Annotated in this window: 21 protein-coding genes, 1 tRNA gene and 1 pseudogene; 14 read left to right on the forward strand and 9 right to left on the reverse strand. The window is 70.3% G+C overall.

Features of this window, described 5'->3' with window-relative positions; translation table 11 throughout:
* Both IPV09_RS06650 and IPV09_RS06655 read right to left on the reverse strand, forming a co-directional pair.
* Positions 1-618: pseudogene (locus IPV09_RS06650) on the reverse strand (DEAD/DEAH box helicase); the annotation flags it as partial.
* Positions 615-1,403, reverse strand: a complete 789-nt coding sequence (locus IPV09_RS06655) for a hypothetical protein (RefSeq protein ID WP_207474462.1) — start codon at positions 1,401-1,403, stop codon at positions 615-617. The gene IPV09_RS06655 and the pseudogene IPV09_RS06650, both read right to left, overlap by 4 nt.
* 143 nt (positions 1,404-1,546) lie before the next feature.
* Here IPV09_RS06655 and nagB point away from each other — a divergent pair, with 143 nt between their 5' ends.
* Entirely contained in the window at positions 1,547-2,329 is a 783-nt protein-coding gene (gene nagB / locus IPV09_RS06660) for a glucosamine-6-phosphate deaminase (protein ID WP_207474463.1), read from the forward strand.
* On the opposite strand, the gene IPV09_RS06665 is transcribed toward nagB, so the two are convergent.
* Complete coding sequence (locus tag IPV09_RS06665) at positions 2,323-3,636, reverse strand: MFS transporter (RefSeq protein WP_207474464.1); 1,314 nt, start codon at positions 3,634-3,636, stop codon at positions 2,323-2,325. The genes nagB and IPV09_RS06665 overlap by 7 nt on opposite strands.
* Before the next feature lie 173 nt (positions 3,637-3,809).
* On the opposite strand from IPV09_RS06665, the gene IPV09_RS06670 reads away from it, so the two are divergent.
* Positions 3,810-4,193, forward strand: a complete 384-nt coding sequence (locus IPV09_RS06670) for a cold shock domain-containing protein (protein WP_207474542.1) — start codon at positions 3,810-3,812, stop codon at positions 4,191-4,193.
* Complete coding sequence (locus IPV09_RS06675; RefSeq protein WP_207474465.1) at positions 4,194-4,979, forward strand: DUF3027 domain-containing protein; 786 nt, start codon at positions 4,194-4,196, stop codon at positions 4,977-4,979.
* Here the strand turns inward: IPV09_RS06675 and IPV09_RS06680 are convergent.
* Positions 4,943-5,224, reverse strand: a complete 282-nt coding sequence (locus IPV09_RS06680; protein ID WP_207474466.1) for a DUF2530 domain-containing protein — start codon at positions 5,222-5,224, stop codon at positions 4,943-4,945. The two genes, IPV09_RS06675 and IPV09_RS06680, sit on opposite strands and share 37 nt — an antisense overlap.
* Positions 5,225-5,337: 113 nt before the next feature.
* Between IPV09_RS06680 and IPV09_RS06685 the strand changes: the two genes are divergently transcribed.
* Positions 5,338-6,888, forward strand: a complete 1,551-nt coding sequence (locus IPV09_RS06685; RefSeq protein ID WP_207474467.1) for an NCS2 family permease — start codon at positions 5,338-5,340, stop codon at positions 6,886-6,888.
* A gap of 3 nt (positions 6,889-6,891) precedes the next feature.
* Here IPV09_RS06685 and IPV09_RS06690 read toward each other — a convergent pair whose 3' ends face one another.
* A complete protein-coding gene (locus IPV09_RS06690) occupies positions 6,892-7,554 on the reverse strand; it encodes an SIMPL domain-containing protein (protein WP_207474468.1) in 663 nt (220 codons plus the stop codon).
* A gap of 80 nt (positions 7,555-7,634) precedes the next feature.
* Here IPV09_RS06690 and IPV09_RS06695 point away from each other — a divergent pair, with 80 nt between their 5' ends.
* Positions 7,635-11,039: a pyruvate carboxylase gene (locus IPV09_RS06695; protein ID WP_207474469.1), complete on the forward strand. Its 3,405-nt coding sequence runs from the start codon at positions 7,635-7,637 to the stop codon at positions 11,037-11,039.
* Here the strand turns inward: IPV09_RS06695 and IPV09_RS06700 are convergent, their stop codons facing one another.
* Entirely contained in the window at positions 11,040-11,891 is an 852-nt protein-coding gene (locus IPV09_RS06700) for a hypothetical protein (protein ID WP_207474470.1), read from the reverse strand.
* Positions 11,892-12,002: 111 nt separating this feature from the next.
* Between IPV09_RS06700 and IPV09_RS06705 the strand changes: the two genes are divergently transcribed.
* On the forward strand, positions 12,003-12,989 hold the full coding sequence (locus tag IPV09_RS06705; protein ID WP_207474471.1) for a hypothetical protein: 987 nt from the start codon (positions 12,003-12,005) through the stop codon (positions 12,987-12,989).
* Positions 12,990-12,994: 5 nt separating this feature from the next.
* Here the strand turns inward: IPV09_RS06705 and serC are convergent, their stop codons facing one another.
* The gene (gene serC, locus IPV09_RS06710) at positions 12,995-14,101 is read right to left on the reverse strand and encodes a phosphoserine transaminase (protein WP_370590243.1); all 1,107 of its coding nucleotides are present in this window, start codon (positions 14,099-14,101) and stop codon (positions 12,995-12,997) included.
* Positions 14,102-14,156: 55 nt separating this feature from the next.
* Between serC and pdxH the strand changes: the two genes are divergently transcribed.
* Entirely contained in the window at positions 14,157-14,819 is a 663-nt protein-coding gene (gene pdxH / locus IPV09_RS06715) for a pyridoxamine 5'-phosphate oxidase (protein WP_207474473.1), read from the forward strand.
* Here pdxH and IPV09_RS06720 read toward each other — a convergent pair.
* On the reverse strand, positions 14,797-15,477 hold the full coding sequence (locus tag IPV09_RS06720) for an acVLRF1 family peptidyl-tRNA hydrolase (RefSeq protein WP_207474474.1): 681 nt from the start codon (positions 15,475-15,477) through the stop codon (positions 14,797-14,799). The two genes, pdxH and IPV09_RS06720, sit on opposite strands and share 23 nt — an antisense overlap.
* A gap of 99 nt (positions 15,478-15,576) precedes the next feature.
* On the opposite strand from IPV09_RS06720, the gene nagA reads away from it, so the two are divergent.
* From nagA to trxA, 5 genes are read left to right on the forward strand one after another with little or no spacing between them, the layout of a single operon-like run.
* Entirely contained in the window at positions 15,577-16,725 is a 1,149-nt protein-coding gene (gene nagA / locus IPV09_RS06725) for an N-acetylglucosamine-6-phosphate deacetylase (RefSeq protein ID WP_370590244.1), read from the forward strand.
* Positions 16,722-17,417, forward strand: coding sequence for a metal-dependent transcriptional regulator (locus IPV09_RS06730; protein ID WP_207474475.1), 696 nt, complete (start codon positions 16,722-16,724; stop codon positions 17,415-17,417). The genes nagA and IPV09_RS06730 overlap by 4 nt, the downstream gene beginning before the upstream one ends.
* The gene (locus tag IPV09_RS06735) at positions 17,414-18,490 is read left to right on the forward strand and encodes a hypothetical protein (protein WP_207474476.1); all 1,077 of its coding nucleotides are present in this window, start codon (positions 17,414-17,416) and stop codon (positions 18,488-18,490) included. Before IPV09_RS06730 ends, IPV09_RS06735 begins: the two co-directional genes overlap by 4 nt.
* 14 nt (positions 18,491-18,504) lie before the next feature.
* Positions 18,505-19,272, forward strand: a complete 768-nt coding sequence (locus tag IPV09_RS06740) for a class I SAM-dependent methyltransferase (RefSeq protein WP_207474477.1) — start codon at positions 18,505-18,507, stop codon at positions 19,270-19,272.
* Positions 19,273-19,328: 56 nt separating this feature from the next.
* Complete coding sequence (gene trxA, locus IPV09_RS06745) at positions 19,329-19,697, forward strand: thioredoxin (protein ID WP_207474478.1); 369 nt, start codon at positions 19,329-19,331, stop codon at positions 19,695-19,697.
* A gap of 6 nt (positions 19,698-19,703) precedes the next feature.
* Here the strand turns inward: trxA and IPV09_RS06750 are convergent.
* Positions 19,704-19,779 (reverse strand) — tRNA-Arg (locus IPV09_RS06750).
* Positions 19,780-19,838: 59 nt separating this feature from the next.
* Between IPV09_RS06750 and IPV09_RS06755 the strand changes: the two genes are divergently transcribed.
* Together IPV09_RS06755 and IPV09_RS06760 are read left to right on the forward strand one after the other, a co-directional pair.
* Positions 19,839-21,215: a UTP--glucose-1-phosphate uridylyltransferase gene (locus tag IPV09_RS06755; RefSeq protein ID WP_207474479.1), complete on the forward strand. Its 1,377-nt coding sequence runs from the start codon at positions 19,839-19,841 to the stop codon at positions 21,213-21,215.
* Positions 21,212-21,571, forward strand: coding sequence for a hypothetical protein (locus IPV09_RS06760; protein ID WP_207474480.1), 360 nt, complete (start codon positions 21,212-21,214; stop codon positions 21,569-21,571). The genes IPV09_RS06755 and IPV09_RS06760 overlap by 4 nt, the downstream gene beginning before the upstream one ends.
* Positions 21,572-21,576 lie beyond the last annotated feature (5 nt).

Consider the following 21,576-nt stretch of genomic DNA (forward strand, 5'->3'; position numbering starts at 1 on the left):
GAGCACGACCGAGTCATCGGCGATGGGGCGCAGCAGCTTGCGGGCGACCAGACGCTCCGACGCGGTGGCGGCATTGGCCAGGGTGATCGGTCGCTGTGCGTTGCGCAACCGGCCCAGGGGTTGCCAGACCAACCGTTGCAGCACCTCGTGCTCCTGGCGGTCGGCCTGTGCCAGGGCCTGGTCGATCGCCTGCATCGACAGCGGCACCGGGCTGGGCTGGGCGAGCCCTGCCGGGTACGGCCCGAACGCCATCGCCGCTGCCCGGCTCAGCTGGACCGAGCGGGTGCGGGTGTTGGACGACCAGGCCAGGGCGCGGGCGGTGAGGGCGTCGAAGGCCGCCTGAACCGCCGGGACCTCAGCGTCCAGGAGACCGGCCAGGGCGCGAGCGGTGGTGGGTTCGGAGGCAGTGGCCAGGGCCTCGGCGACGGCCCGCTGCCAGGTGTCGAGACGGTCGACGGCCATGGCCGCCGAGGTCGGCGACCCGGCGCGGTCAACCAGGTCGGCCCAGGAGGTGGGGCGCGGCTGCGCCAGGTCGGGACGGGCCATCAGCAGCGCCACCAGCTGGCGCTCGTCCATGCCCCGGATGGCATCGGCCAGGGTGCGCGGGGCGGCGCTCACGGGTGACGGGGGGAGCGGGGCCAGGCCAGGTACACCGCACTGGCCAGCGTGGCCAGGGCACCGAGCCGCGACCAGGTGGCCAGGCTGGTCGTGACCTCATCGTGAATGTTCCACACGAAGGCCAGCAGCAGGGCCGCCGGTGCGGCCAGTCCGGCCACGGTGCGCAGGGTGCCACCGAATCCGGGGACCCGGGTGGCCAGCGGGATCGCCAGGACCAGCATGACGAACGCCACCTGCCCGATCAACAGGCCCAGGACCAGCACGATCACCATGGGCACGGTGATCTGTCGGACCAGGAACTGTGCCCAGGCCAGCACCCTGCCGGCCGCGGACAGGGGTTGGCCCATGGCGTCGTACTGGACCGGCCCGTTGCCAGGCGGGGGAGCCGGGGCCACGGGCTGGCTTGTCGGCGGCGGCAGGGTCGACAAGGGCAATCCCGGCGGCGGGGAATCCGACTGCCCCGCGGCCATCGGGGCGTGCGGGTCGAAGGGCTGCTCGAGGGTGGTCGTCGAGGCATGCGTCGAGCCCCAGGCGCTGGTCGTCATGGCCGTGGTGACGGTGCCGAACGCCTGGCCCGGGTCACGGCTGGGCCCCGCGGGCAGCCCCAGCGAGGTGAGCGCGGGCGCGGGGGCGCTGGGCAGGAACTCGGCCGGAGGCTCCAACGGCCGGTCGCGGGCCAGGTGCTCCGGCGGCGGTGCCTGGTCCAGCGGAGCGGTGCGAGGCGTCGCGAACCCGTCGGGGCGCTCGGTGGGCGCGTACTCCGCGCCGTCGGTCCAGGAAGCCATGGTCGAATCCTACCCAGCGGCTGGCCGCGCCGCCCCAGTGAGCGATTGCGCGTTTCGGCTGCGCGCTTGTGCAACGGGGGTGGAGTCTCGCGCCTACGCTGAGCACTGCAGGTCGGCGTCGGCCGGGCGTCGAAAGGAATGTCGTGGAAGTCATCATCTGTGCGAACGAACAGCAGGTCGGGCGCATCGCTGCCTCCCGCATCGCCGACTCGTTGGGTCGTCGCGAGTCGCCGGTGATGGGCCTGGCGACGGGCAGTTCGCCGCTGGGCACCTACGCCGCCCTCAAGGAGCGGGTCGACGACGGCACCCTCGACCTCGGACGGGCGCAGTTCTTCGCGCTGGACGAGTACTGGGGCCTGTCCAGTGACCACCCCAACAGCTACGCCGAAACCATTCGGGCCACCTTCACCGAACCGCTGGGCATCGACCCTGCGCGGGTGCACGTGCCCTCGGGTGACGCCGACGACGTCGACGCCGCCTGTGACGCCTACGAGCAGGCCATCAGCGCCGCCGGTGGCATCGACGTCCAGATCCTGGGCATCGGCTCCAACGGACACATTGGCTTCAACGAGCCCGGCTCGTCCTTCACCAGCCGCACCCGGATGAAGACGTTGACCGCGCGCACCCGCGCCGACAACGCCCGGTTCTTCGGCCCCGACTTCGTGCCCACCCACTGCGTCACCCAGGGACTGGGCACCATCATGGGCGCCGGGCGGCTGGTGCTGACCGCCCTGGGCGCGGCCAAGGCGGACGCCATCGCCGCCGCCGTCGAGGGACCCGTGTCGGCGATGTGCCCGGCCAGCATCCTGCAGTTCCACCGCTACGCGACGGTGGTCGTCGACGAGGCCGCCGGCGCCAGGTTGCAACTCAAGGACTACTACCGCGACTCCTTCGCCCTGCTGCCCAGTTCGCGTCGGCCTCACTGACCGGTCGGCGTCGCCCGTCGCGGGGGCAGCCCGAGTCGCACGTGGCGGGGCACCTCCGGTTCGATGATGGCCAGCCCGCGCGGACCCATCCGGACGGTCTGGCCGGCGAATCGTCCGATGGCGATGCTGGTCACCACCATGGCGACCACCAGCAGGGTGCCGTTGGTGGCCAGGGTGGCGCGGGCACCGATCAGGTCGATGACGGTGCCGATCAGCGGCCCGCCCAGGGCGCTGCCGCCGAAGGTCACCAGCGTGAACAGGCTCATCACCCGGCCCAGGGCCACCGGGTCGGCGCTGGACTGCACCAGGGTGTTGGCGAGCAGTTGGAAGAGCACCACCACCGTGTTGATGGCGATCACCAGCAACCCGAACAGCCACGGCGTCGGTGAGACCGACGTCAGCACCAGCACCCCGCCGTAGACGCCCAGCAGGACCGCGAGCTCACGCAGCCGGGAGGTGCCGCGTCGGCGGACGGCGAGCAGACCGCCGGTGACCGCTCCCACGGCGGCCAGCGAGTTGAATCGCGAATATCCCTCGACGCCGGTCTGGAAGACGGTGTTGGCCATGTCGGCGTAGATCAGTGGCATGTTCAGCCCCAGTACCGCGATGCTGGCCAGCAGCGCCAACGCCCACCCGATCTCGGTCGTCTGACGGATCGTCGCCAGGCCCTCGCGCAGGCCGACCTTCTCCACGGTGCGTCCCGGTGGGTCGTCGACGGGCAGTCGGGCGACCATGACGCACGTGACCAGGCAGGCGACGGCATTGATGATGAAGGCGTGGCCCGGCCCGAAGGCGCCGACCACCACCGCCGAGATCAGCGGACCCCACGAACCGGAGATCTGGAAGGCGATCGAGTTCAACGAGATGGCCTGGCCGACGAAGCGACCCGACAGGGCCGTGATGATCCGCGCCCGTCCCGGCTGGTCGATCACGTTCGACAGACCAACCCAGGCCGCCGCCAGATAGACGTGCCACGCCTCCACCAGGCCGCTGGTGGCGAGCAGGCCCACGACGATCGCAGCCACTGCCTGCATCGCGGCCGACAGCACCACCAGCCACTTGGCGTTGAACTTGTCGGCGAGCACCCCGCCGAACAGTCCGAACAGCAGTATCGGCGCGAACTGCAGGGCGGAGGCAATGCCGACGGCCTGCACGTCACCGGTCAGGCGCAGCAGCAGCCAGTCCTGGGCAATCTTCGAGACCCAGAACCCGGTGGACCCCTGGACCATGGCCATCAGGTACAGGGGATAGCCCCGCTGGCCGAGGGCGCCGCGGCGCCAGCGGGGGGAGGTGGGATCAGCAGTCATGGGCAGCAGTTCGTTCGTAGTGACGTCATCGTCGTGACTGGGGAAGTCACCCCACACTGCAGCCTAGGACCTCGCTGTCGGGCGGCGCGACTGGGGTGGAGCAGGTTCAGCCCACCCGGTAGGATCGTGCTCACATGCCGGGGTTCCCCGGCCGGATGAAGACAGAGGTTGACGTGCCGATCGGCAAGGTGCGTTTCTATGACGCGGAGAAGGGCTTCGGCTTCCTGCAGAAGGAGGACGGGGGCGACGTCTACGTGCGCGCCAACGTGCTGCCCGCCGGAGTGACCAGTTTGAAGGCCGGCCAGAAGGTCGAGTTCGGGATCATCGACGGACGCAAGGGCGAGCAGGCCCTGTCGGTGCGGCTGATCGAGGCGCCTCCGTCGTTGTCCAAGGCGTCGCGCCGCAAGCCCGACCAGATGGCGGTGATGGTCGAGGACCTGATCAAGCTGCTGGACGGCATCGGCAACGACTACCGCCGCGGACGCCACCCCGATTCGCGCCACGGGCAGAAGATTGCCTCCGTGCTGCGCGCCGTCGCTGACGAACTGGAGTTGTGAATGGCGGTCCTCGCCACCCGTAAGAAGCCCAAGCTCGACCCGATCGCCGCGACCGCCCTCGACCAGGCCCGTGAGGCCGCCGAGGCGTTCGCGAAGGACTTCGGCGTCGGTGAGCACGTGGGGGTGGTGGCCGACGACGACCGCGCCGTCACCCACCTGTTCGCCTGCGAACACCCCGGCTATTCCGGGTGGCACTGGGCGGTGTCGATGGCGCGCGCCTCGCGCGGCAAGTACGCCACCGTCAACGAGGTCGAACTGGTGCCCACCGAGGCGGCGCTGCTGGCGCCCGAGTGGTTGCCGTGGGAGAACCGCATTCGTGGCGGTGACATCGCGGCCGGCATCCTGCTGCCCACCCTCGACAACGATCCGCGGCTGGAGCCGGGCTTCACCGGTGGTGAGCTGGCCGCCGACGCCGACCCGGCGGAGTGGTCCCAGACCCGGGCCGTGGTCGCCGAGCTCGGACTGGGTCGCGAACGGGTGCTGACCCGCGAGGGACGCGACCTGGCGGCGCAACGGTGGCTCGACGGGCTGGGTGGCCCCGACAACCAGATGACCCGGCAGGCGCCCGCGAACTGCATCAGCTGCGGCTACTTCCAACGCCTCCAGGGCAGCCTGGGTCTGCAGTTCGGCGTCTGCACCAACGAGTTCAGCGACGCGGACGCCCACGTGGTGAGCATCGACCACGGCTGTGGGGGACACTCCGACGTCGTCGCCGAGCAGCGCGGCATCGAGCTGCCGCTGCCCGTGTATCACACCGTCGAACCCGACGAGGTCCTGTTCGACTGAGCCCCGGGGCGGCGACGCCCACGGCGGCCCACGCAGTAGGCAAGCCCCACCAGACCGACGCCGACGCCGACAGCACAGGTCCACAGCCACCAGACGGGGTCGGACCCGCCGCGCAGCAGCAGCACCAGCCCGGCCATGGTCCACGCGATGGTGCCGATGATGCCGACCTGGACGCCGTCCTGGTCGAGGGGCTCCACCGGCGCCTGGGTCAACCCGCGGCGGTGTGCGGTGGTGTCTGCTGGCATGTCGACAGTCTAGTGAACGCTTCGCTGTGGCGGCCCCAGGTCGACGTGCACAGGTGGCCACCGGACCTCTCCCAGTTGGTCGATGCCTGAGCAGAAGTTCTACGATTCGCACCATGGCCCAAGACACTCCACCTGAGACCCTGACCACGACACCGTCGCGACCGGTCGGCAGACTCGACCGGTTCTTCGACATCTCCACCCGTGGTTCGAGCATCCCGCGGGAGGTGCGTGGCGGTCTGGTGACCTTCTTCACCATGGCCTACATCATCGCCCTCAACCCGCTGATCATCGGCACCGCCGCGGACAAGAACGGCAACCTCATCAACGGGCAGCCGATGTTCCTGGACGCCGCCGGAACCCAGCTCAACGACGCCGCCATGAGCGAGTCGAAGCTGATGGTGGCGGCCGCCACCGCACTGGTCGCCGGCCTGCTGACCATCCTGATGGGCGTCGTCGGGCGATTCCCGCTCGCCCTGGCCGCCGGACTGGGCCTCAACGCCATGCTGGCCTTCACCCTGGCGCCGATGATGACCTGGCCGCAGGCCATGGGCCTGATCGTGTGGGAGGGCATCCTGATCACGCTGCTGGTGTTGACCGGCCTACGTGAAGCCATCTTCCGTGCCGTCCCGTCGTCGCTGCGCTCGGCCATCTCCATCGGCATCGGCCTGTTCATCACCCTGGTCGGCCTGGTCTCGGCCGGGGTGGTCCGTCCCGGCGGCGGCACCCCGCTGGAACTGGGCGTCGGCGGGCACCTGGTCGGGTGGCCCATCGCCGTGGCCGTGTTCGGCTTCTTCCTGCTGATCGTCCTGATCGCCAAGAAGGTGCCCGGCGCGATGCTGATCGCCATGCTGGTGACTGCCGCCGTCGCCGTGGTGCTCGAACTCGTCTTCAAGATCGGTCCCCGGGTCAGCCCCGAAACCGCCACCGGCTGGTCACCGCCTGGCCCGGTGCTGCCCGACGCGTCGGCCTGGGTGACCCCCGACCTCGGCCTGCTGGGCCGCGTCGACCTGTTCGGCGCCTTCAACGGCCCCGACGGCAACTTCAACCTCGGCTACCTGCTGGGTCTGGTGCTGATCGTCTTCTCGCTGCTGCTGGCCGACTTCTTCGACACCATGGGCACCGTGGTGGCCGTCGGCGCCGAGGGTGACCTGCTCGACGAGCACGGCAACCCGCCGCGGCTGCGCGAAATCCTGCTCGTCGACTCGCTGGCCGCCGTCGGTGGCGGGCTGGGCTCGGTCTCGTCCAACACCTCGTTCGTCGAGTCCACCTCCGGGGTGGCCGAGGGTGCCCGCACCGGTCTCGCCTCGGTGGTCACCGGCGCCGCCTTCCTGGTGGCGATCTTCCTGGCCCCCGTCGTGGCGCTGGTGCCCGCGGAGGCCGCCGCCCCGGTACTGGCCTACGTCGGCTTCCTGATGATGGGACAGGCCACCAAGATCCGCTGGGACGACATCGAGGAGGGCATCCCAGCCTTCCTGGTGGTCGTGCTGATGCCGTTCGCCTACTCGATCACCGTCGGGATCGGCGCGGGCTTCATCGTCCACGTGCTCGTCAAGGCGCTCAAGGGCAAGGCCAAGCAGGTGCACCCGTTGATGTGGGGTGTGGCCGCCGCCTTCGTGGTCTACTTCGCCCAGGGCATCCTGATGGACCTGGTCGCCCGCCTCTGAGGCTCACTGCGCACGAAAGCGGGCCTCGACCTCGACCCGCACCTCGATGTCGCGCGGGGACAGGTCGAAGCCCGCATCCTGGCCGCCCGCCGTGCTGGGGGCGGCCATTGCCATTGCGGCACCCTCGACCCCGCCGTCCCGGGGATGATCCAGCAGCCCGGTGTCAGCCACCTGCAGGGGCACCACCTCGGTGAAGCCGGACGCCCTGGCCATCACCTCGGCGCGCTGCCGGCACCGCTGCACGGCGTCGACGGTGACCTCCGCCTCCAGGTCCCGCTGGGACTGCTCGGTGAGCTCCCAGCCGGGCGCCTCGACGGTGAGCCCGGCCACCCCACTCCACCCCTGGGTGAGTTCGGCGACCACCGCGACATCGGTCAGCGCCACCCGCACCCGGCCCGAGGACTCGTGACGCATCGGCAACTGCTTGCCCTCGTTGTTCCACGGGCGCCAACTGCGGTTGCTGACCGCCGTGACCACCAGCCGGTCCACGATCTCGGGACGCTGGGCCTGCAGGGCGCGCAGCTGGTCGGACAGGTTCTTCATCAACTGGTGCGCCGCGTGGGACGCCTGCTGCTGGTCGTCGGACTCGTGGCAGGCACGGACGTCGAGGACGGCAATCTGGGGGGCGCGTCGCCCCTGCGCCGCGGCGCGCACGGTGATCTCCATGACCACATTGTGCTGCGGTGGGGCTCCGGCGTCGATGGTCAGGGCCTCGGCGTCCGGCCATGGACCGCTACTCTTGCCCCATGTTTTCCAAGGTGCTTGTGGCCAATCGTGGCGAGATCGCAGTCCGTGCATTCCGTGCTGCCTATGAGTTGGGCGCTCGGACGGTGGCGGTCTTCCCGTACGAGGATCGGCAGGCGGAGCACCGCATCAAGGCCGACGAGGCCTACCAGATCGGCCAGGAGGGCCACCCCGTCAGCGCCTACCTCGACATCAGCGAGGTCATCCGGGCCGCCAAGGAGGCCGGCGCCGACGCGATCTACCCCGGCTACGGCTTCCTGTCGGAGAACCCCGACCTGGCCCAGGCCTGCGCCGACAACGACCTGATCTTCGTCGGCCCCCCGGCCGCCGTGCTGGAGATGGCCGGGAACAAAGTGCGCGCCATTGAGGCTGCCCGCCGGGCGGGGCTGCCCACGCTGAACTCCTCGGCGCCGTCCCAGGACGTCGACGAGCTGGTCGCGGCGGCCGACGAGATCGGTTTCCCCGTCTTCGTGAAGGCCGTCGCCGGTGGCGGTGGCCGCGGCATGCGAATGGTGCACCAGCCCGAGGACCTGCGTGACGCCCTGGACGCTGCCATGCGTGAGGCGATGGGTGCCTTCGGAGACTCCACCGTCTTCGTCGAGCAGGCCGTGCAGCGTCCCCGCCACATCGAGGTGCAGATCCTGGCCGACCAGCACGGCAACGTGATCCACCTCTACGAGCGGGACTGCTCGATCCAGCGCCGTCACCAGAAGGTCATTGAGATGGCCCCGGCCCGCAACCTGGACCCGGCGCTGCGTGACGCCATGTGCGCCGACGCGGTCGCCTTCGCCCGCGCCATCAACTACCAGAACGCCGGCACCGTCGAGTTCCTGGTCGAGACCGCCGGCCCCCGCGCCGGCCAGCACGTGTTCATCGAGATGAACCCGCGCATCCAGGTCGAGCACACGGTCACCGAGGAGGTCACCGACGTCGACCTGGTCGCCTCCCAGATGCGGATCGCCTCGGGGGAGACCCTGGCCGACCTGGGCCTGAGCCAGGAGAGCATCGAGGTCCGCGGCCACGCCCTGCAGGCCCGGATCACCACCGAGGACCCCTCCAACGGCTTTCGTCCCGACACCGGCGTCATCACCGCCTACCGGTCGGCCTCCGGTGCCGGTATCCGACTGGACGGTGGCACCACGGCCACCGGGGTCGAGATCAGCGGCTTCTTCGACTCGCTGCTGGTCAAGGTCACCGCCTCGGGACGCGACTTCCAGACGGCGCTGAACCGTCAGCGCCGCGCCCTGGCCGAGTTCCGCATCCGCGGTGTCTCCACCAACATCCCGTTCCTGCGGGCGGTGCTGGACGACCCCGACTTCGAGGCCGGCAACACCTCCACCCGGTTCATTGACGAGCGTCCCTACCTGCTCACCTCGCGGGCCCCGGCCGACCGTGGCACCAAGGTGCTGCGCTGGCTGGCCGACGTCACCGTCAACCGTCCCAACGGCGAGCAGATGACCACGCTCGACCCGGCCGACAAGCTGCCCGCCTTTGACCGCAAGAGCCTGCCACCGGCCGGCTCCAAGCAGCGTCTGGACGAGCTGGGCCCCGCCGGGTTCGCGCAGTGGCTGCGCCAGTCCGACCACGTCGAGGTCACCGACACCACCTTCCGCGACGCCCACCAGTCGCTGCTGGCCACCCGGGTGCGCAGCCGCGACCTGCTGGCCGCGGCCCCCGCCGTCGCCCGGATGACCCCGGAACTGCTCAGCGTCGAGTGCTGGGGTGGTGCCACCTATGACGTGGCCCTGCGCTTCCTGGGCGAGGACCCGTGGGAGCGGTTGGCGCAGCTGCGCGAGGCGATGCCCAACATGGCCCTGCAGATGCTGCTGCGCGGACGCAACACCGTCGGCTACACCCCCTACCCGACGAAGGTGACCACCGCCTTCGTCGAGGAGGCCACCGCGACCGGCGTCGACATCTTCCGCATCTTCGACGCGCTCAATGACGTCGACCAGATGCGGCCGGCGATCGAGGCGGTGCTCGAGACCGGCACCGCGGTCGCCGAGGTGGCGCTGTGCTACACCTCCGACCTGAACGACCCCGGCGAGGACATCTACACCCTCGACTTCTACCTGCGTCTGGCCGAGAAGATCGTCCAGGCCGGGGCGCACGTCCTGGCGATCAAGGACATGGCCGGGCTGCTGCGTCCGCCGGCCGCCTTCGACCTGGTCACCGCGCTGCGCAAGAACTTCGACCTGCCGGTGCACCTGCACACCCATGACACCGCCGGCGGCCAGACCGCCACCCTGCTGCGGGCCATTGACGCCGGGGTCGACGCCGTCGACCTGGCCAGCGCCCCGATGGCGGGCACCACCAGCCAGCCGCCCGCCTCGGCACTGGTCAATGCGCTGGTCCACAGCCGACGCAGCACCCGCCTGGACCCGGCCGCGGTCAGCGACCTGGAGCCCTACTGGGAGGCCGTCCGCAAGGTGTACCACCCCTTCGAGTCCGGCCTGGCCAGCCCCACCGGACGGGTCTACACCCACGAGATCCCCGGCGGTCAGCTGTCCAACCTGCGCCAGCAGGCGATCGCGCTGGGACTGGGGGACCGGTTCGAGCAGATCGAGGCCATGTACGCGGCGGCCAACAAGATTCTGGGCCGCCCCACCAAGGTGACGCCCTCGTCCAAGGTGGTCGGTGACCTTGCCCTGCACCTGGTGGCGGTGAACGCCGACCCGGCCGAGTTCGAGGCCGACCCGCAGAAGTTCGACATCCCCGATTCGGTGATCGGCTTCCTCAACGGCGAACTCGGTATTCCCGCCGGCGGCTGGCCCGAGCCGTTCCGCTCCAAGGCCCTGGTCGGACGCGCGACACCGGTGCGCCAGACCGAACTGGCCCCCGAGGACGAGGAACTGCTCAACTCCGCCGGGCGGGACCGGCAGAAGGCGCTGAACCGGCTGCTGTTCCCCGGCCCGACCAAGGACTTCGAGGAATCGCGCGAGGAGTTCGGCGACCTGACCGGCATCCCCACGCTGCCCTACCTCTACGGACTGCGCCCCAACGTGGAGCAGGTGATCACCCTGGACAAGGGGGTCACCCTGATCGCCACCATGGAGGCCATCGGCGAACCCGACAAGAAGGGCAAGCGGGTGGTGATGACCCAGTTCAACGGCGCCATGCGCCCGGTGCGGGTGCGGGACCGATCCATCAAGGCCGACATCCAGACCGCCGAGCGCGCCGATGCCAGCAACCCCGGCCACGTGGCCGCCCCCTTCTCGGGTGCCGTCACCGTGCGCGTCGGTCAGGGTGACAGCGTCACCGCCGGTGACCCGGTGGCGGTGATCGAGGCCATGAAGATGGAGGCGGCGATCAACGCGCCGATCTCGGGTGTCGTCGAGCGGGTCGTGGTGACCGACACGGTCCAGGCCGAGGGCGGCGACCTGCTGCTGGTGGTGAAGCCCGCCTGATCAGCGGGGGCGCCGGATCTGGCGCCCCGTCACGATCGGGGCAGTCGGGTCAATGTCGCGGGGCTGGTTCGAGCGGGTCTGGCGTCCGGTGACCAGCGGCTCGTGCGGGTCCCACTCGCCGGTGGCGCGCGGCTGGGTGCCCGTGGCGTAGGGCTGCTCGCCGTGCTGGGGGGTGGCCATCTCGGCGCGGTTGGTCTCCCACCAAGCGACGTAGAGGTCGGGCAGCACCCGGTCGGCCTGGACGGCCTGCTGGGTCCAGCCCGCGAAGTCGTCCAGGAACGCCAACAGGTGCTCGGCGCCGCCGCGCCACGGCTCGTCCACCCGTGCCACCACGGCCCGCAGTGCCTGGGCGGTGGCCAGCACGTGGCTGTTCTTGGCGTAACCAATGCGCATGCCGTGGGCTGGGCGCAGCGGCAGCGCGATGTCATTGGCCATCAACGCCCCCAGGCTGTACTGGGAGTGCAGTCCCGCCTTGGTCAGGGCAAAGTCAAAGGCCTCTGCCTGCGCCGTGGTCAGGGTGAAGGTGGTGGTGCCGTAGTCACGCTCGTCGACCCAGGCGTCGACCACCTTCCAGCTGGCGATCAACCGGGACGGCTCCACGAAGCGTCCGGCGATCAGCGCCTCCCAGTCCGACGGGGTCGGGTCGTCATGGCCCACCACCACCGCCAGCGGATCCCGACGGAACATCGGCCCGATGCGCTGGATCATGCTCGGCTTGCGCTGCTGCTCGCTCGCGGGCACCGAGAAGACGTTCGACGCGATCCGCCGCAGCTCCGCGGCGAGGTCTGGATCGGCACCGAACATGTCCCTGACGTCGTACACGCTGATCGCATGCAGCCGTAGCTCACCCATGTGCCAACGGTAACCGATGCGGGCTAAGGTGTCTGGAATGAACCCCCGTAGCCGCAAAGCCGTCGTGACCCTGGGTCTGGTGGCACTGGTGGTCCTGGTGGTGCTGGGCGCATGGCTCGCCTGAGCCGATGGTGCGCGGCGCTCGCGGCAGCGCTCGCCATCAGCCTGGGGGTGCAGTCGGTGCCTGCACTGGCAGAGGATGCCACCTTCACCGTCAGCCGTGAACTCGCGCTCACCGGTCTGGCCGCCGACACCAACCTGGGGGTGTACTGGGCGGTCGCCGACCCCACCTCGTCCGACCTGGTGGCGCTCGGCCCGTCCGGCTCGGTGGAGGGGACGATGAATCTGACCCAGTCGGTGACCAGCGTGCAGGCCCTCGCCAGCCGCGCCGGTGTGCTCTACGTCGCCGACATTGGTGACCCGGACGCCTCCCGCACGTCGGTGACGGTGCTGCGGGTCGGTGAACCCCGCTACGGCGAGATCGTGGCGAGGGAGTGGAGCTTCAGCTACTCCGATGGCCCCCACGACGCGGCCGCCTTCGGGGTCTCAGGACGCGGCAACCTGTACGTCATCACCCGCGGCGCCAACCCCGGGGTCTACCGCGCCAGCGCGCAGCCTCGGACAGGTGTCACCAACACCCTGACCCGGCTCGGCAGCGCGCCGGCAGGGGTCAGCGACATGACCTTTTTGCCTGACGGCTCCAGCATGGCCGTCTGGGCTGCGGGCGGGTTGTTCCTCATCAACGGTTTCGATCTGAGCGTCGATGCCGTGGCACCCATCGCCCGCACCGGTGAGGCGCTCACCCTGGGCCTGGAGCAGCGGCTGATCATGCTGGGCGCCGGCGGCGCCACCCCCCGGGTCACCGCCAACCAGCGGCCGACCGGAATGACCTCCATCTCACCGACCCCCACGCCCACCCCGACCCCGAGCCCCAGCCCGACGGCACCGGCCACCCCGGAGCCCACGGAGCAGGCCACCGCGTCGGCCCGGCGCACCGGCACCATGCTCGCCATCGCCGGAGCCGGCGCCCTGGCGGTGCTGGCCGGGCTGGCGACACTGCTGCCGCGCGGCGGTCGGCACCCCCGCCGGGGTGCCTGAGCAGCTCAGTACTGGCCCAGCAACCAGTCGATGCACCCCAGCAGCGCACTGACGTCGTCGGGGTCGACGCTGGTGAAGCAGCCGATGCGCAACTGGTTGCGACCGAGCTTGCGATAGGGCTCGGTGTCGAGAATCCCATTGGCTCGCAGGTCGGCGGCGAGTCGGCGGGCGTCCACCTGGTCGGCGAAGTCGACGGTGGCCACCACCGGCGAGCGGAACTCGGCCGCGACGAAGGGGGAGGCCAGGTCGTGGGCCTCGGCCCAGCGGTAGACGCGCCCCGAGGAGTTGCTGGTGCGGCCGGTGACGAAGTCCATGCCGCCGCGCTCGACCATCCACTGCAGTTGTTCGGCCAGCAGCACCAGGGTGGCGATGGCCGGGGTGTTCAGGGTCTGGTTCGACCGCGAGTTGGCGGCGGCGACGGCCAGGTTCAGCGACTCGGGCACCCAGCGGTCGCCGCGCCCGGTCACCTGTTCGGCCCGGGCCAGCGCTGCCGGTGAGCAGAAGGCCAGCCACAGCCCACCGTCGGAGGAGAAGTTCTTCTGCGGCGCGAAGTAGTACACGTCGGTCTGGGACAGGTCGGCGGCCATGCCACCGGCCGCCGAGGTCGCATCGACCACCACCAGCGCCTCGCCGCTGTCCCGGGGACGCTGGACGGGGGCCGCGGCACCGGTGGAGGTCTCGTTCTGGGCCCAGCCGTAGAGGTCGACCCCGTCGGTGGCGGTCGGCACCACGACCGTGCCCGGTGCCGACTCGAACACGACCGGGTCGGCCAGGAACGGTGCCCGGGCAGTGGCGGTGGCGAACTTCCTGCTGAATTCGCCGTAGACGCCGTGGGCGCTGCGCTGGTCGACCAGCGAGCAGGTCGCGACATCCCAGAAGATCGTCGAGCCGCCGTTGCCCAGCACCAGTTCGTAACCCTCGGGGGCGTCGTAGAGTGCGGCGGCGAGTTCGCGGATGCGTCCGACCAGGTTCTTCACCCCCGCCTGCCGGTGGGAGGTGCCCAGCAGCGGGCTGGACGCCAGCGCCGCCACGGCCTCGGGACGAATCTTGGCGGGGCCGCTGCCGAACCTGGGGTCGCGGGGCAGCAGGTCGGTGGGGATGCGCAGATTCATGGGGCGATTCTTCCACGCTCGCACCGGCACCCTTGAGCAGGCCACAATGAGTCCCATGGTTGACCTGCACCACGCCCGACGCGAGTACGCCGGGCAGCCCATCGCCGATGAGGGCGCCTCGCCGTGGCCCCTGTTCGAGCAGTGGTTCGCCGAGGCACGCCAGGGTGAGGCTGCCGGTGAACTGGTCGAAGCCGCGGCCATGACGCTGGCCACCGTCGACCCCGACGGGCAACCCAGCAGCCGGGTGGTGCTGCTCAAGGCCTTCGGCAGGGATTTCGGCGAGCACGGCGGCTTCGACTTCTACAGCCATGCCACGTCCCGCAAGGGCCGGGCCATCGCCCACCAGGCCCGGGTGGGTCTGCACCTGTACTGGCCCACCCAGAATCGTCAGGTCCGCGTCGAGGGCGTCGCCTCGGTCAAGTCGCGGGCAGAGGCCGAGGCGTACTGGCGGGCCAGGCCGCGAGCCTCGCAGGTGGCCGCACTGGTCGCCCACCAGTCCCACCCGCGCCAGACCCGGGGGTCGCTGGAGGCGGAGTTCGCCACCGCGACCGCCGCCTACCTCGACCGGGACGTGCCCTGCCCCGACGACTGGTGTGGCTACCGGGTGAGCCCGCACCACGTGGAGTTCTGGCAGGGCATGCCCAGCCGCCTGCACGACCGGCTGGTCTTCGACCTGCAGCCCGACGGCAGCTGGGTCAGCGGCCGGCTCGACCCGTGATCGCTGCCGCGTCCAGGTCAATGCTGATGGCCCGGGCCGCGGCCACCGCCTCCTTGAGGACTTCGAGCCTCGGGTCGGGCACGGGCAGGGTGGGGTGCGCGCTGCGCAACGCCGCCAGGCCACGCAACCGGGGATCGGCCAGAACGGCGTCGACGAAGGTCGAGTCCCCACCGCAGACGACCGCCTCGAGGGTGGCGAGCTCGGGCAGCAGCCGGGTCAGGCACCGTTCGATGGTGTCATCGATGGCCTTGTCGGTCTGGTTCCCGCGGCGGCGGGCGTAGCGCTGCTGCGACCAGCCACCGGCCTTGGTCCTGCCCTGGACGTAGGAGGTGTCCACCTTGGAGACCACCAGGTCGGGGCCCTGCGCGATGCCCACGGCATGGGCACCCTTGCGTCCCAGCAGCAGCGCCACCCGCCGGTCCCGGGTCAGGTGCGCGATCACGGCGCCGGGGGAGGCCTGCTCGTCGATCGGCTCCCAGTAGTTCACCAGCCGGGCATGGGCGCCGTCGGCGGCACTCAGCAGCACCTGGTCGGCGGCCGGTGTCCAGGTGGTCACCCCGTGGCCCTGGCGGAACCGGTCAATCCAGCCGGACAGGCGTCCCGGGTCGACGCTGACGCGCCTGACCCAGGTCGGGGTTGCCGGATCGGTGGGGTCCACGAGGCTCACGCTACCGCCGGTGGTCAACTGGCCGCCGGTGTCGGCGGCGCACCATAGGCTGTGACCACCAGATCACCAGATTGACGGAAGGGTTCGGTCGTGGCACTGATCGCTGCAGAACGGGTAGTCACGGGCGACGCCGGCCCCCAGCCGCGGCCGCTGACGTTGGTCATCGACGGGGGCCGCATCACCGAGGTGCGCGACGGCCTCGACGCCCGCGCGGAGGTCGTCGACGGGTGGATCGTGCCAGGCTTCGTCGACACCCACTGCCACGGCGCGGCCGGCGCCGACCTGGCCGGCGGTGACCCCGACGGGGTCGCAGCCGCCATCGACCACCACCGACGCCACGGCACCACCACCCTGTTCGCGAGCACCGTCACCGAGTCGATGGACGACGTGATCGCCCAGATCGGGCGGCTGCGTCCCCTGGTCGAATCGGGCGAGCTCGCCGGCATCCACCTCGAGGGACCGTTCCTGGCCGAGGCCAGGAAGGGCGCCCACAACCCTGCCCTGTTGACCGACCCGGCACCCGAGCACGTGGAGGCGATCCTGCGGGCATCCGGCGGCACCGTCCGGTCGGTCACCCTGGCCCCCGAACGCAGCCACGGCATCGACGCCACCCGCCGGTTCACCGAGGCCGGGGTGGTGGTGGCATTCGGCCACTCCGACGCCGACCACACGGTGACCCGCGCCTGCCTGGAGGCGGGGGCGTCGGTGGTCACCCACCTGTTCAACGCGATGCGTCCCATCCACCACCGCGAGCCGGGCCCCATCCCGCTGCTGCTGGACGACCCGCGCGCCATGGTGGAACTGATCTGCGACGGCACCCACCTGCATCCCGAGGTGATCGCGATGGCCATTGACGCCGCCGGCATCGACCGGGTGGCGTTGGTGACCGACGCCATGAGCGCCACCGGCCAGTCCGACGGCGACTACGGTTTGGGCAGCCTCAGGGTGGCCGTCCGCGAAGGTGTCGCGAAGATCCTCGAGGACGACGGCACCCTCGGCGCCATTGCCGGGTCGACGCTGACCATGGCCGCCGCCGTCGCCTACGTCGTGGGGCAGGTGGGCCGCGAGGTCGGTGAGGCAGCGATCATGGCATCGACCACGCCGGCCCGACGCTTCGGGTTGGACCAGGTCGGGGCACTGCTGCCCGGACGGCGCGCCGACCTGTGCATTCTTGATGATGACGGCGTGCTGCAGAAGGTCTTGCGGCACGGCGTCCGGGTGGAAGGATCAGCGTCATGAGCGAACTCATCGACACCACGGAGATGTACCTGCGGACCGTCTACGAGCTCAACGAGGAGGGGGTGCCGCCGATGCGGGCCCGGATCGCCGAGCGCCTGCACCAGAGCGGCCCCACCGTCTCGCAGACGGTGGCCCGGATGGAGCGCGACGGGCTGCTGCACCTGGGCATCGACCGCACCATCCAACTCACCGACGAGGGCCAGTCGCTGGCCGAGGCGGTCATGCGCAAGCACCGACTGGCCGAGCGCCTGCTCATCGACGTGATCGGCCTGGACTGGGAACTGGTCCACTCCGAGGCCTGCCGGTGGGAACACGTCATCTCCGACGAGGTCGAACGCAAGCTGTTCGAACTGCTGCCCGACACCAGCCAGTCGCCCTACGGCAACCCGATTCCCGGGATGGAGGTTTTCGGCGTCACCGACCCGGCGCCCCGGTTCCGAGAGGGCAACCAGCCGTTCGGTGAGCTGCTGCGGCAGGCGGACGCCCCCGTGGACGTCGTGCTGGTGCGGATGAGCGAGGCCGTCCAGGCCGACGACGCCCTGCTGGCGCTGCTTGCCGGGGCAGGGCTGCGTCCGGGGGTCCAGGTGACCCTCGACCCAGCTCGGCCCCTCGACCTGGCCGTCGCCGGCCATCCGCCGGTGCGGGTGCCCCACGGCTGGGTGATCGACGGGCTGTTCGGCCGGGTGGCATGAATCATCCCGCCCACCAGACGATGGACGATGCGGGCCTGGTCGCCCTCGCCGAGGGGCACTGGTTCGACGCGGCGGAATCCATGCTGCGCAAGCGGCTGCTGGACGGCGACGACGACCCGGCCCTGAAGCTCGCCCACCAGTACGCCTCGATCGGACACCGGGTGATCTCGCTGGACGCCGAGGACTTCCTGGAACTGGCCAGGCTGGCCCCCGGTCGTCCCTGGAGCCACCAGCTCAGCCGCAGCTGCTTCCCCATCGAACCCCGGGCCCGCGAACGCGGGGCGCTGGGCTCACTGGTGCCGCTCTACGAGTTGATGCTCGAGGTGGTCGCGTTGCGCTCGGAGCGCCACGAACCGCAGGCGCTGGTCGTCACAGCCCACCTGATCGGGGAGTACCTGTGCCAGTTGGCGTGGGAGCCGACCCTGGGGCACGGCGGCGACCCGCTGCGGATGCCCCGCGACGTCGGCGAACGCTGGGGCACCGACGACCCCGCCTGCCCGCATTCATCGGCGATGCGCTCGACGGCCAGACGCTCGCTCAATGCCGGCCGCGGTGACCTGGCCGGCTACACGAACTACCTCGACAAGTTCCATTCCCGGCTGGGTGACGCCCTGGCGGTGTGCGGGATGAATCACCAGACCGTCGATGCGGGGCAGCGGCCCGACGTCGGCCCCACCTGCCCCAATCCGTGCTCCTGGGCCGTCCGCGGTTCACTGGCCCAGCGGCGCGACCTGGACGCCCGGCTGCGGCTGGCCCTGATCTACCTGGAGTCGCCGCTGGTGGCGCTGCGCCACCACGCCCCCGTGGGCCACTTCTTCGGGGTGCCGTCGATCGCCGAGATCTCCGAGGGTTGGATCGCGTCGTGGACGAAGCTCACCCAGCCGTGGAACGACGGCACCAACCCGCTGCTGCTCGAGCTCGAGCGTGGCACCTACACCAGTGACCCCGACGAGGCGCTGCCGGGCCTGTCGCTGCTGGTGTCGGTGGTCGCCAAGCGGCAGATCAGCCCGGGCCACGTGCTGCACGACATCGCCGACGACATCGTCACCACCCTCAACCATGCCGGCCGCTGACTAAGCTGGTGGTCATGGCCCAGTGGCACGACTACATCGACCGGTTCCACCACGAACGTCCCGGGGTTGCGGCGGCGGTGCTCGGGCGCGCCCGAGCCGGTGAGCACAGTCCGCACACGTGGTTGGCGCGGGCCGTCAGCGGATCGTCGACCAAGGTCGTCGACATCGGGTGCGGATCGGGCCCGATGAGCCGGATGCTCGCCCGTGAAGGCCGCACCGTGTTCGGCATCGACCTGTCGGCCAACGAGATCCAGGAGGCGCAAGCCCTGGGTCCCGGCCCGTGGGCCCGGGCGGACGGACTGCACCTTCCCGTGGGCGATGCCGCCGTCGACGCGGTCATCTCGTCGATGGCGCTGGCGGTCATCGAACAGACCGGGACGCTGCTCGACGAGGTCGCCCGGGTGCTGCGTCCCGGCGGCATGTTCGCCGCCATCACCCCCACCTATCGGCCGATCAACATCACCGACATGAAGCTGTTGGGCCCGTTGACGGCCCGGCTGAAGGGTCCGCCGCGTTTCCCGGTGCGCCTGGACATGTCGATGGGTCCGATGCTGATGGCCCACGGCCTGCGCAAGATCGAGGACGCCCGGGAGCGCTACTACTTCGACGTGGCCACCCTCGAGGATGCCGAGATGCTGTTGAACGCGCTGCACCTGCCGACCGTGGACGCCGCACGGGTCCACGACGCCGCGGTGTGGCTGGTGGACCGGGTCAAGGATGGGGTCCCGGTGCGGGTGCCGGTGCCGATGCGCCGGGTGGTCGCCATCAAGCCCCGGAATTAGTCGACGCCGCACGGCGTTGTAGCCGATGTCTGGAACCGACTTCTGAGGAGGCCCCCATGGGCGACAAGACCGTTGAACTGAACGCCGGCAACTTTGCCGAGACCATCGACACCAACGAGGTCGTGCTGATCGACTTCTGGGCTGACTGGTGTGGCCCCTGCAAGCGTTTCGCCCCGATCTACGACGAGGCGTCCGAGCGGCATGGCGACGTCACCTTCGCCAAGCTCGACACCGAGGCTGAGCGGGACGTGGCTGCCGGGCTCGAGATCACCTCGATCCCCACCATCATGGCCTTCAAGGACGGCACCCTGGTCTTCCGCCAGGCCGGCATGTTGAACGGCAAGCAGCTCGACAGCCTGATCGACCAGGTCAAGGAACTCGACGTCGAGAAGCTCAAGGCCGAGGCGGCTGCCGAGAACCTCTGAGCGAGCTGGCGGCCCTGGCAGGAATCGAACCTGCGGCACAAGGTTTAGGAAACCTCTGCTCTATCCCCTGAGCTACAGGGCCATCGGCAGCCCAGCCTAGTACCCGCCACCGACGCCGACCAACCTCGGTAGGGTGGCGGCATGAGCGATGCTGGACTTGCACGTGCCCAGGACAAGATGCGCGCCGATGGTCTGCCGGAGGCCGCCATCGCCGTCTTCGGCGACTACTACCGTCAGCTCGAGTCGGGACAGACGGGGCTGATCCTCGAAGAGACGATCGAACCCCTGCTGGACCCGCCGATGCTGGCTGACCTCGAGGTCGACCTGGACGCGGCCCGCGAGGCGCTCGACAAGACCGTCATCATCAAGCTCAACGGCGGTCTGGGCACCTCGATGGGGTTGGACAAGGCCAAGAACCTGTTGCCCCTGCGTGACGGCCTCACCTTTTTGGACGTCATCGTGAGGCAGGTGCTGGCGGCCCGGGAACGCCACGGGGTCCGGCTGCCGCTGCTGCTGATGAACTCCTTCCGGACCGCCGCCGACACCGAACAGGCGTTGGCGGCCTACCCGGAACTTGCCCGTGACGGGTTGCCGCTCGGCTTCGTCCAGAACCGTGAGCCGAAGCTGACCGCCGACGGACTGGAACCGGTGGAGTGGCCGGCCGACCCGGAACTCGAGTGGTGCCCACCGGGCCACGGCGACCTGTACATCGCCCTGCAGACCTCCGGGGTGCTCGACCAGTTGATCGAGGCCGGCTACCAGTACGCCAACGTCTGCAACGGGGACAACCTCGGCACCGCCCCCAGCCCGCAGATCGCCGGATGGTTCGCCGCCAGCGGAGCCCCCTACGCTGCCGAGGTCTGCCACCGCACGGTCAATGACCGCAAGGGCGGCCACCTGGCGATCCGCAAGGCCGACCAGCAACTCATCCTGCGAGACACCGCCCAGACCGCCGACGACGAGATGGACTACTTCACCGACGAGCACCGCCACCCGTTCTTCCACACCAACAACCTGTGGTTCGACCTGGTCATGCTGCGCGACGCCCTGGTCGAGCGAGCGTCAGTGCTCGGCCTGCCCATGATCCGCAACGAGAAGACCGTCGACCCGTCCGACAAGTCCTCGACGAAGGTCATCCAGATCGAGAGCGCCATGGGCGCCGCCGTCGAGGTCTTCGAGGGCGCCACCGCCATCTGCGTCGGACGTGACCGCTTCCTGCCGGTGAAGACCACCAACGAACTGCTGCTGCTGCGATCCGATCTGTACGAGCTGGACGAGGACTACCGGCTGGTCGCCGCCACCGATGCCACGGTGAAGGTGAACCTGGACCCCGAGCACTTCAAGCTGGTCCAGGACTTCGACGCCCGTTTCGCCGGCCCGATCGGGCTGCGCGAGGCCACCTCCTTCACTGTCCAGGGGGACTGGAGCTTCGGCACCGACGTGAGCGTGGTGGGGGCGGTGGAGCTGCCGGCCGAGGACGCCCGCAGGGTGGACGACGGCACGGTGCTGCGGGGGTGAGTGACCTCTTCCTGGCGCTCGGACACGCGCTGACCGGTGAGCCCCTGGCACCGCCGGACGGCGTGGCCGGCCAGCCGCTGACGGCCCCGGTGGTCATCGCCGGCCTGGCCGGCGCCGGGTGGGACGCCGAACGGCTGCGCCAGCACCGGCAGCTGTGCCAGACCAGGCGTGACCCGTGGCCCCACCCGGTGCCGGACGAGGTGACGGTGCCGTGGGGGCAGTTCGGCAGCCTGCTGCAGCAACTGCGCCGCGAGCTGGGACTCGACGGGCTGCAGCCCACCGTGCACCACGGGCCCAGGGTGCTGGGGCCAGCAGAGCGTCGGCTGTTGGCCGACAAACCGCCCCACCACGGGTAGGCGGC

Source organism: Tessaracoccus sp. SD287, from assembly GCF_017355265.1.
GTDB lineage: Bacteria > Actinomycetota > Actinomycetes > Propionibacteriales > Propionibacteriaceae > Aestuariimicrobium.

Bases quoted from the DNA above. Each gene is read 5' to 3' on its own strand.
- IPV09_RS06680 (WP_207474466.1), bottom strand. From the start codon at position 5,224: ATGCCAGCAGACACCACCGCACACCGCCGCGGGTTGACCCAGGCGCCG.
- IPV09_RS06685 (WP_207474467.1), top strand. From the start codon at position 5,338: ATGGCCCAAGACACTCCACCTGAGACCCTGACCACGACACCGTCGCGA.
- IPV09_RS06755 (WP_207474479.1), top strand. From the start codon at position 19,839: ATGAGCGATGCTGGACTTGCACGTGCCCAGGACAAGATGCGCGCCGAT.
- IPV09_RS06655 (WP_207474462.1), bottom strand. From the start codon at position 1,403: ATGGCTTCCTGGACCGACGGCGCGGAGTACGCGCCCACCGAGCGCCCC.
- IPV09_RS06730 (WP_207474475.1), top strand. From the start codon at position 16,722: ATGAGCGAACTCATCGACACCACGGAGATGTACCTGCGGACCGTCTAC.
- IPV09_RS06690 (WP_207474468.1), bottom strand. From the start codon at position 7,554: ATGGAGATCACCGTGCGCGCCGCGGCGCAGGGGCGACGCGCCCCCCAG.
- pdxH (WP_207474473.1), top strand. From the start codon at position 14,157: ATGGTTGACCTGCACCACGCCCGACGCGAGTACGCCGGGCAGCCCATC.
- serC (WP_370590243.1), bottom strand. From the start codon at position 14,101: ATGAATCTGCGCATCCCCACCGACCTGCTGCCCCGCGACCCCAGGTTC.
- IPV09_RS06705 (WP_207474471.1), top strand. From the start codon at position 12,003: ATGGCTCGCCTGAGCCGATGGTGCGCGGCGCTCGCGGCAGCGCTCGCC.
- IPV09_RS06665 (WP_207474464.1), bottom strand. From the start codon at position 3,636: ATGACTGCTGATCCCACCTCCCCCCGCTGGCGCCGCGGCGCCCTCGGC.
- trxA (WP_207474478.1), top strand. From the start codon at position 19,329: ATGGGCGACAAGACCGTTGAACTGAACGCCGGCAACTTTGCCGAGACC.
- IPV09_RS06700 (WP_207474470.1), bottom strand. From the start codon at position 11,891: ATGGGTGAGCTACGGCTGCATGCGATCAGCGTGTACGACGTCAGGGAC.
- IPV09_RS06675 (WP_207474465.1), top strand. From the start codon at position 4,194: ATGGCGGTCCTCGCCACCCGTAAGAAGCCCAAGCTCGACCCGATCGCC.
- IPV09_RS06735 (WP_207474476.1), top strand. From the start codon at position 17,414: ATGAATCATCCCGCCCACCAGACGATGGACGATGCGGGCCTGGTCGCC.
- IPV09_RS06695 (WP_207474469.1), top strand. From the start codon at position 7,635: ATGTTTTCCAAGGTGCTTGTGGCCAATCGTGGCGAGATCGCAGTCCGT.
- IPV09_RS06740 (WP_207474477.1), top strand. From the start codon at position 18,505: ATGGCCCAGTGGCACGACTACATCGACCGGTTCCACCACGAACGTCCC.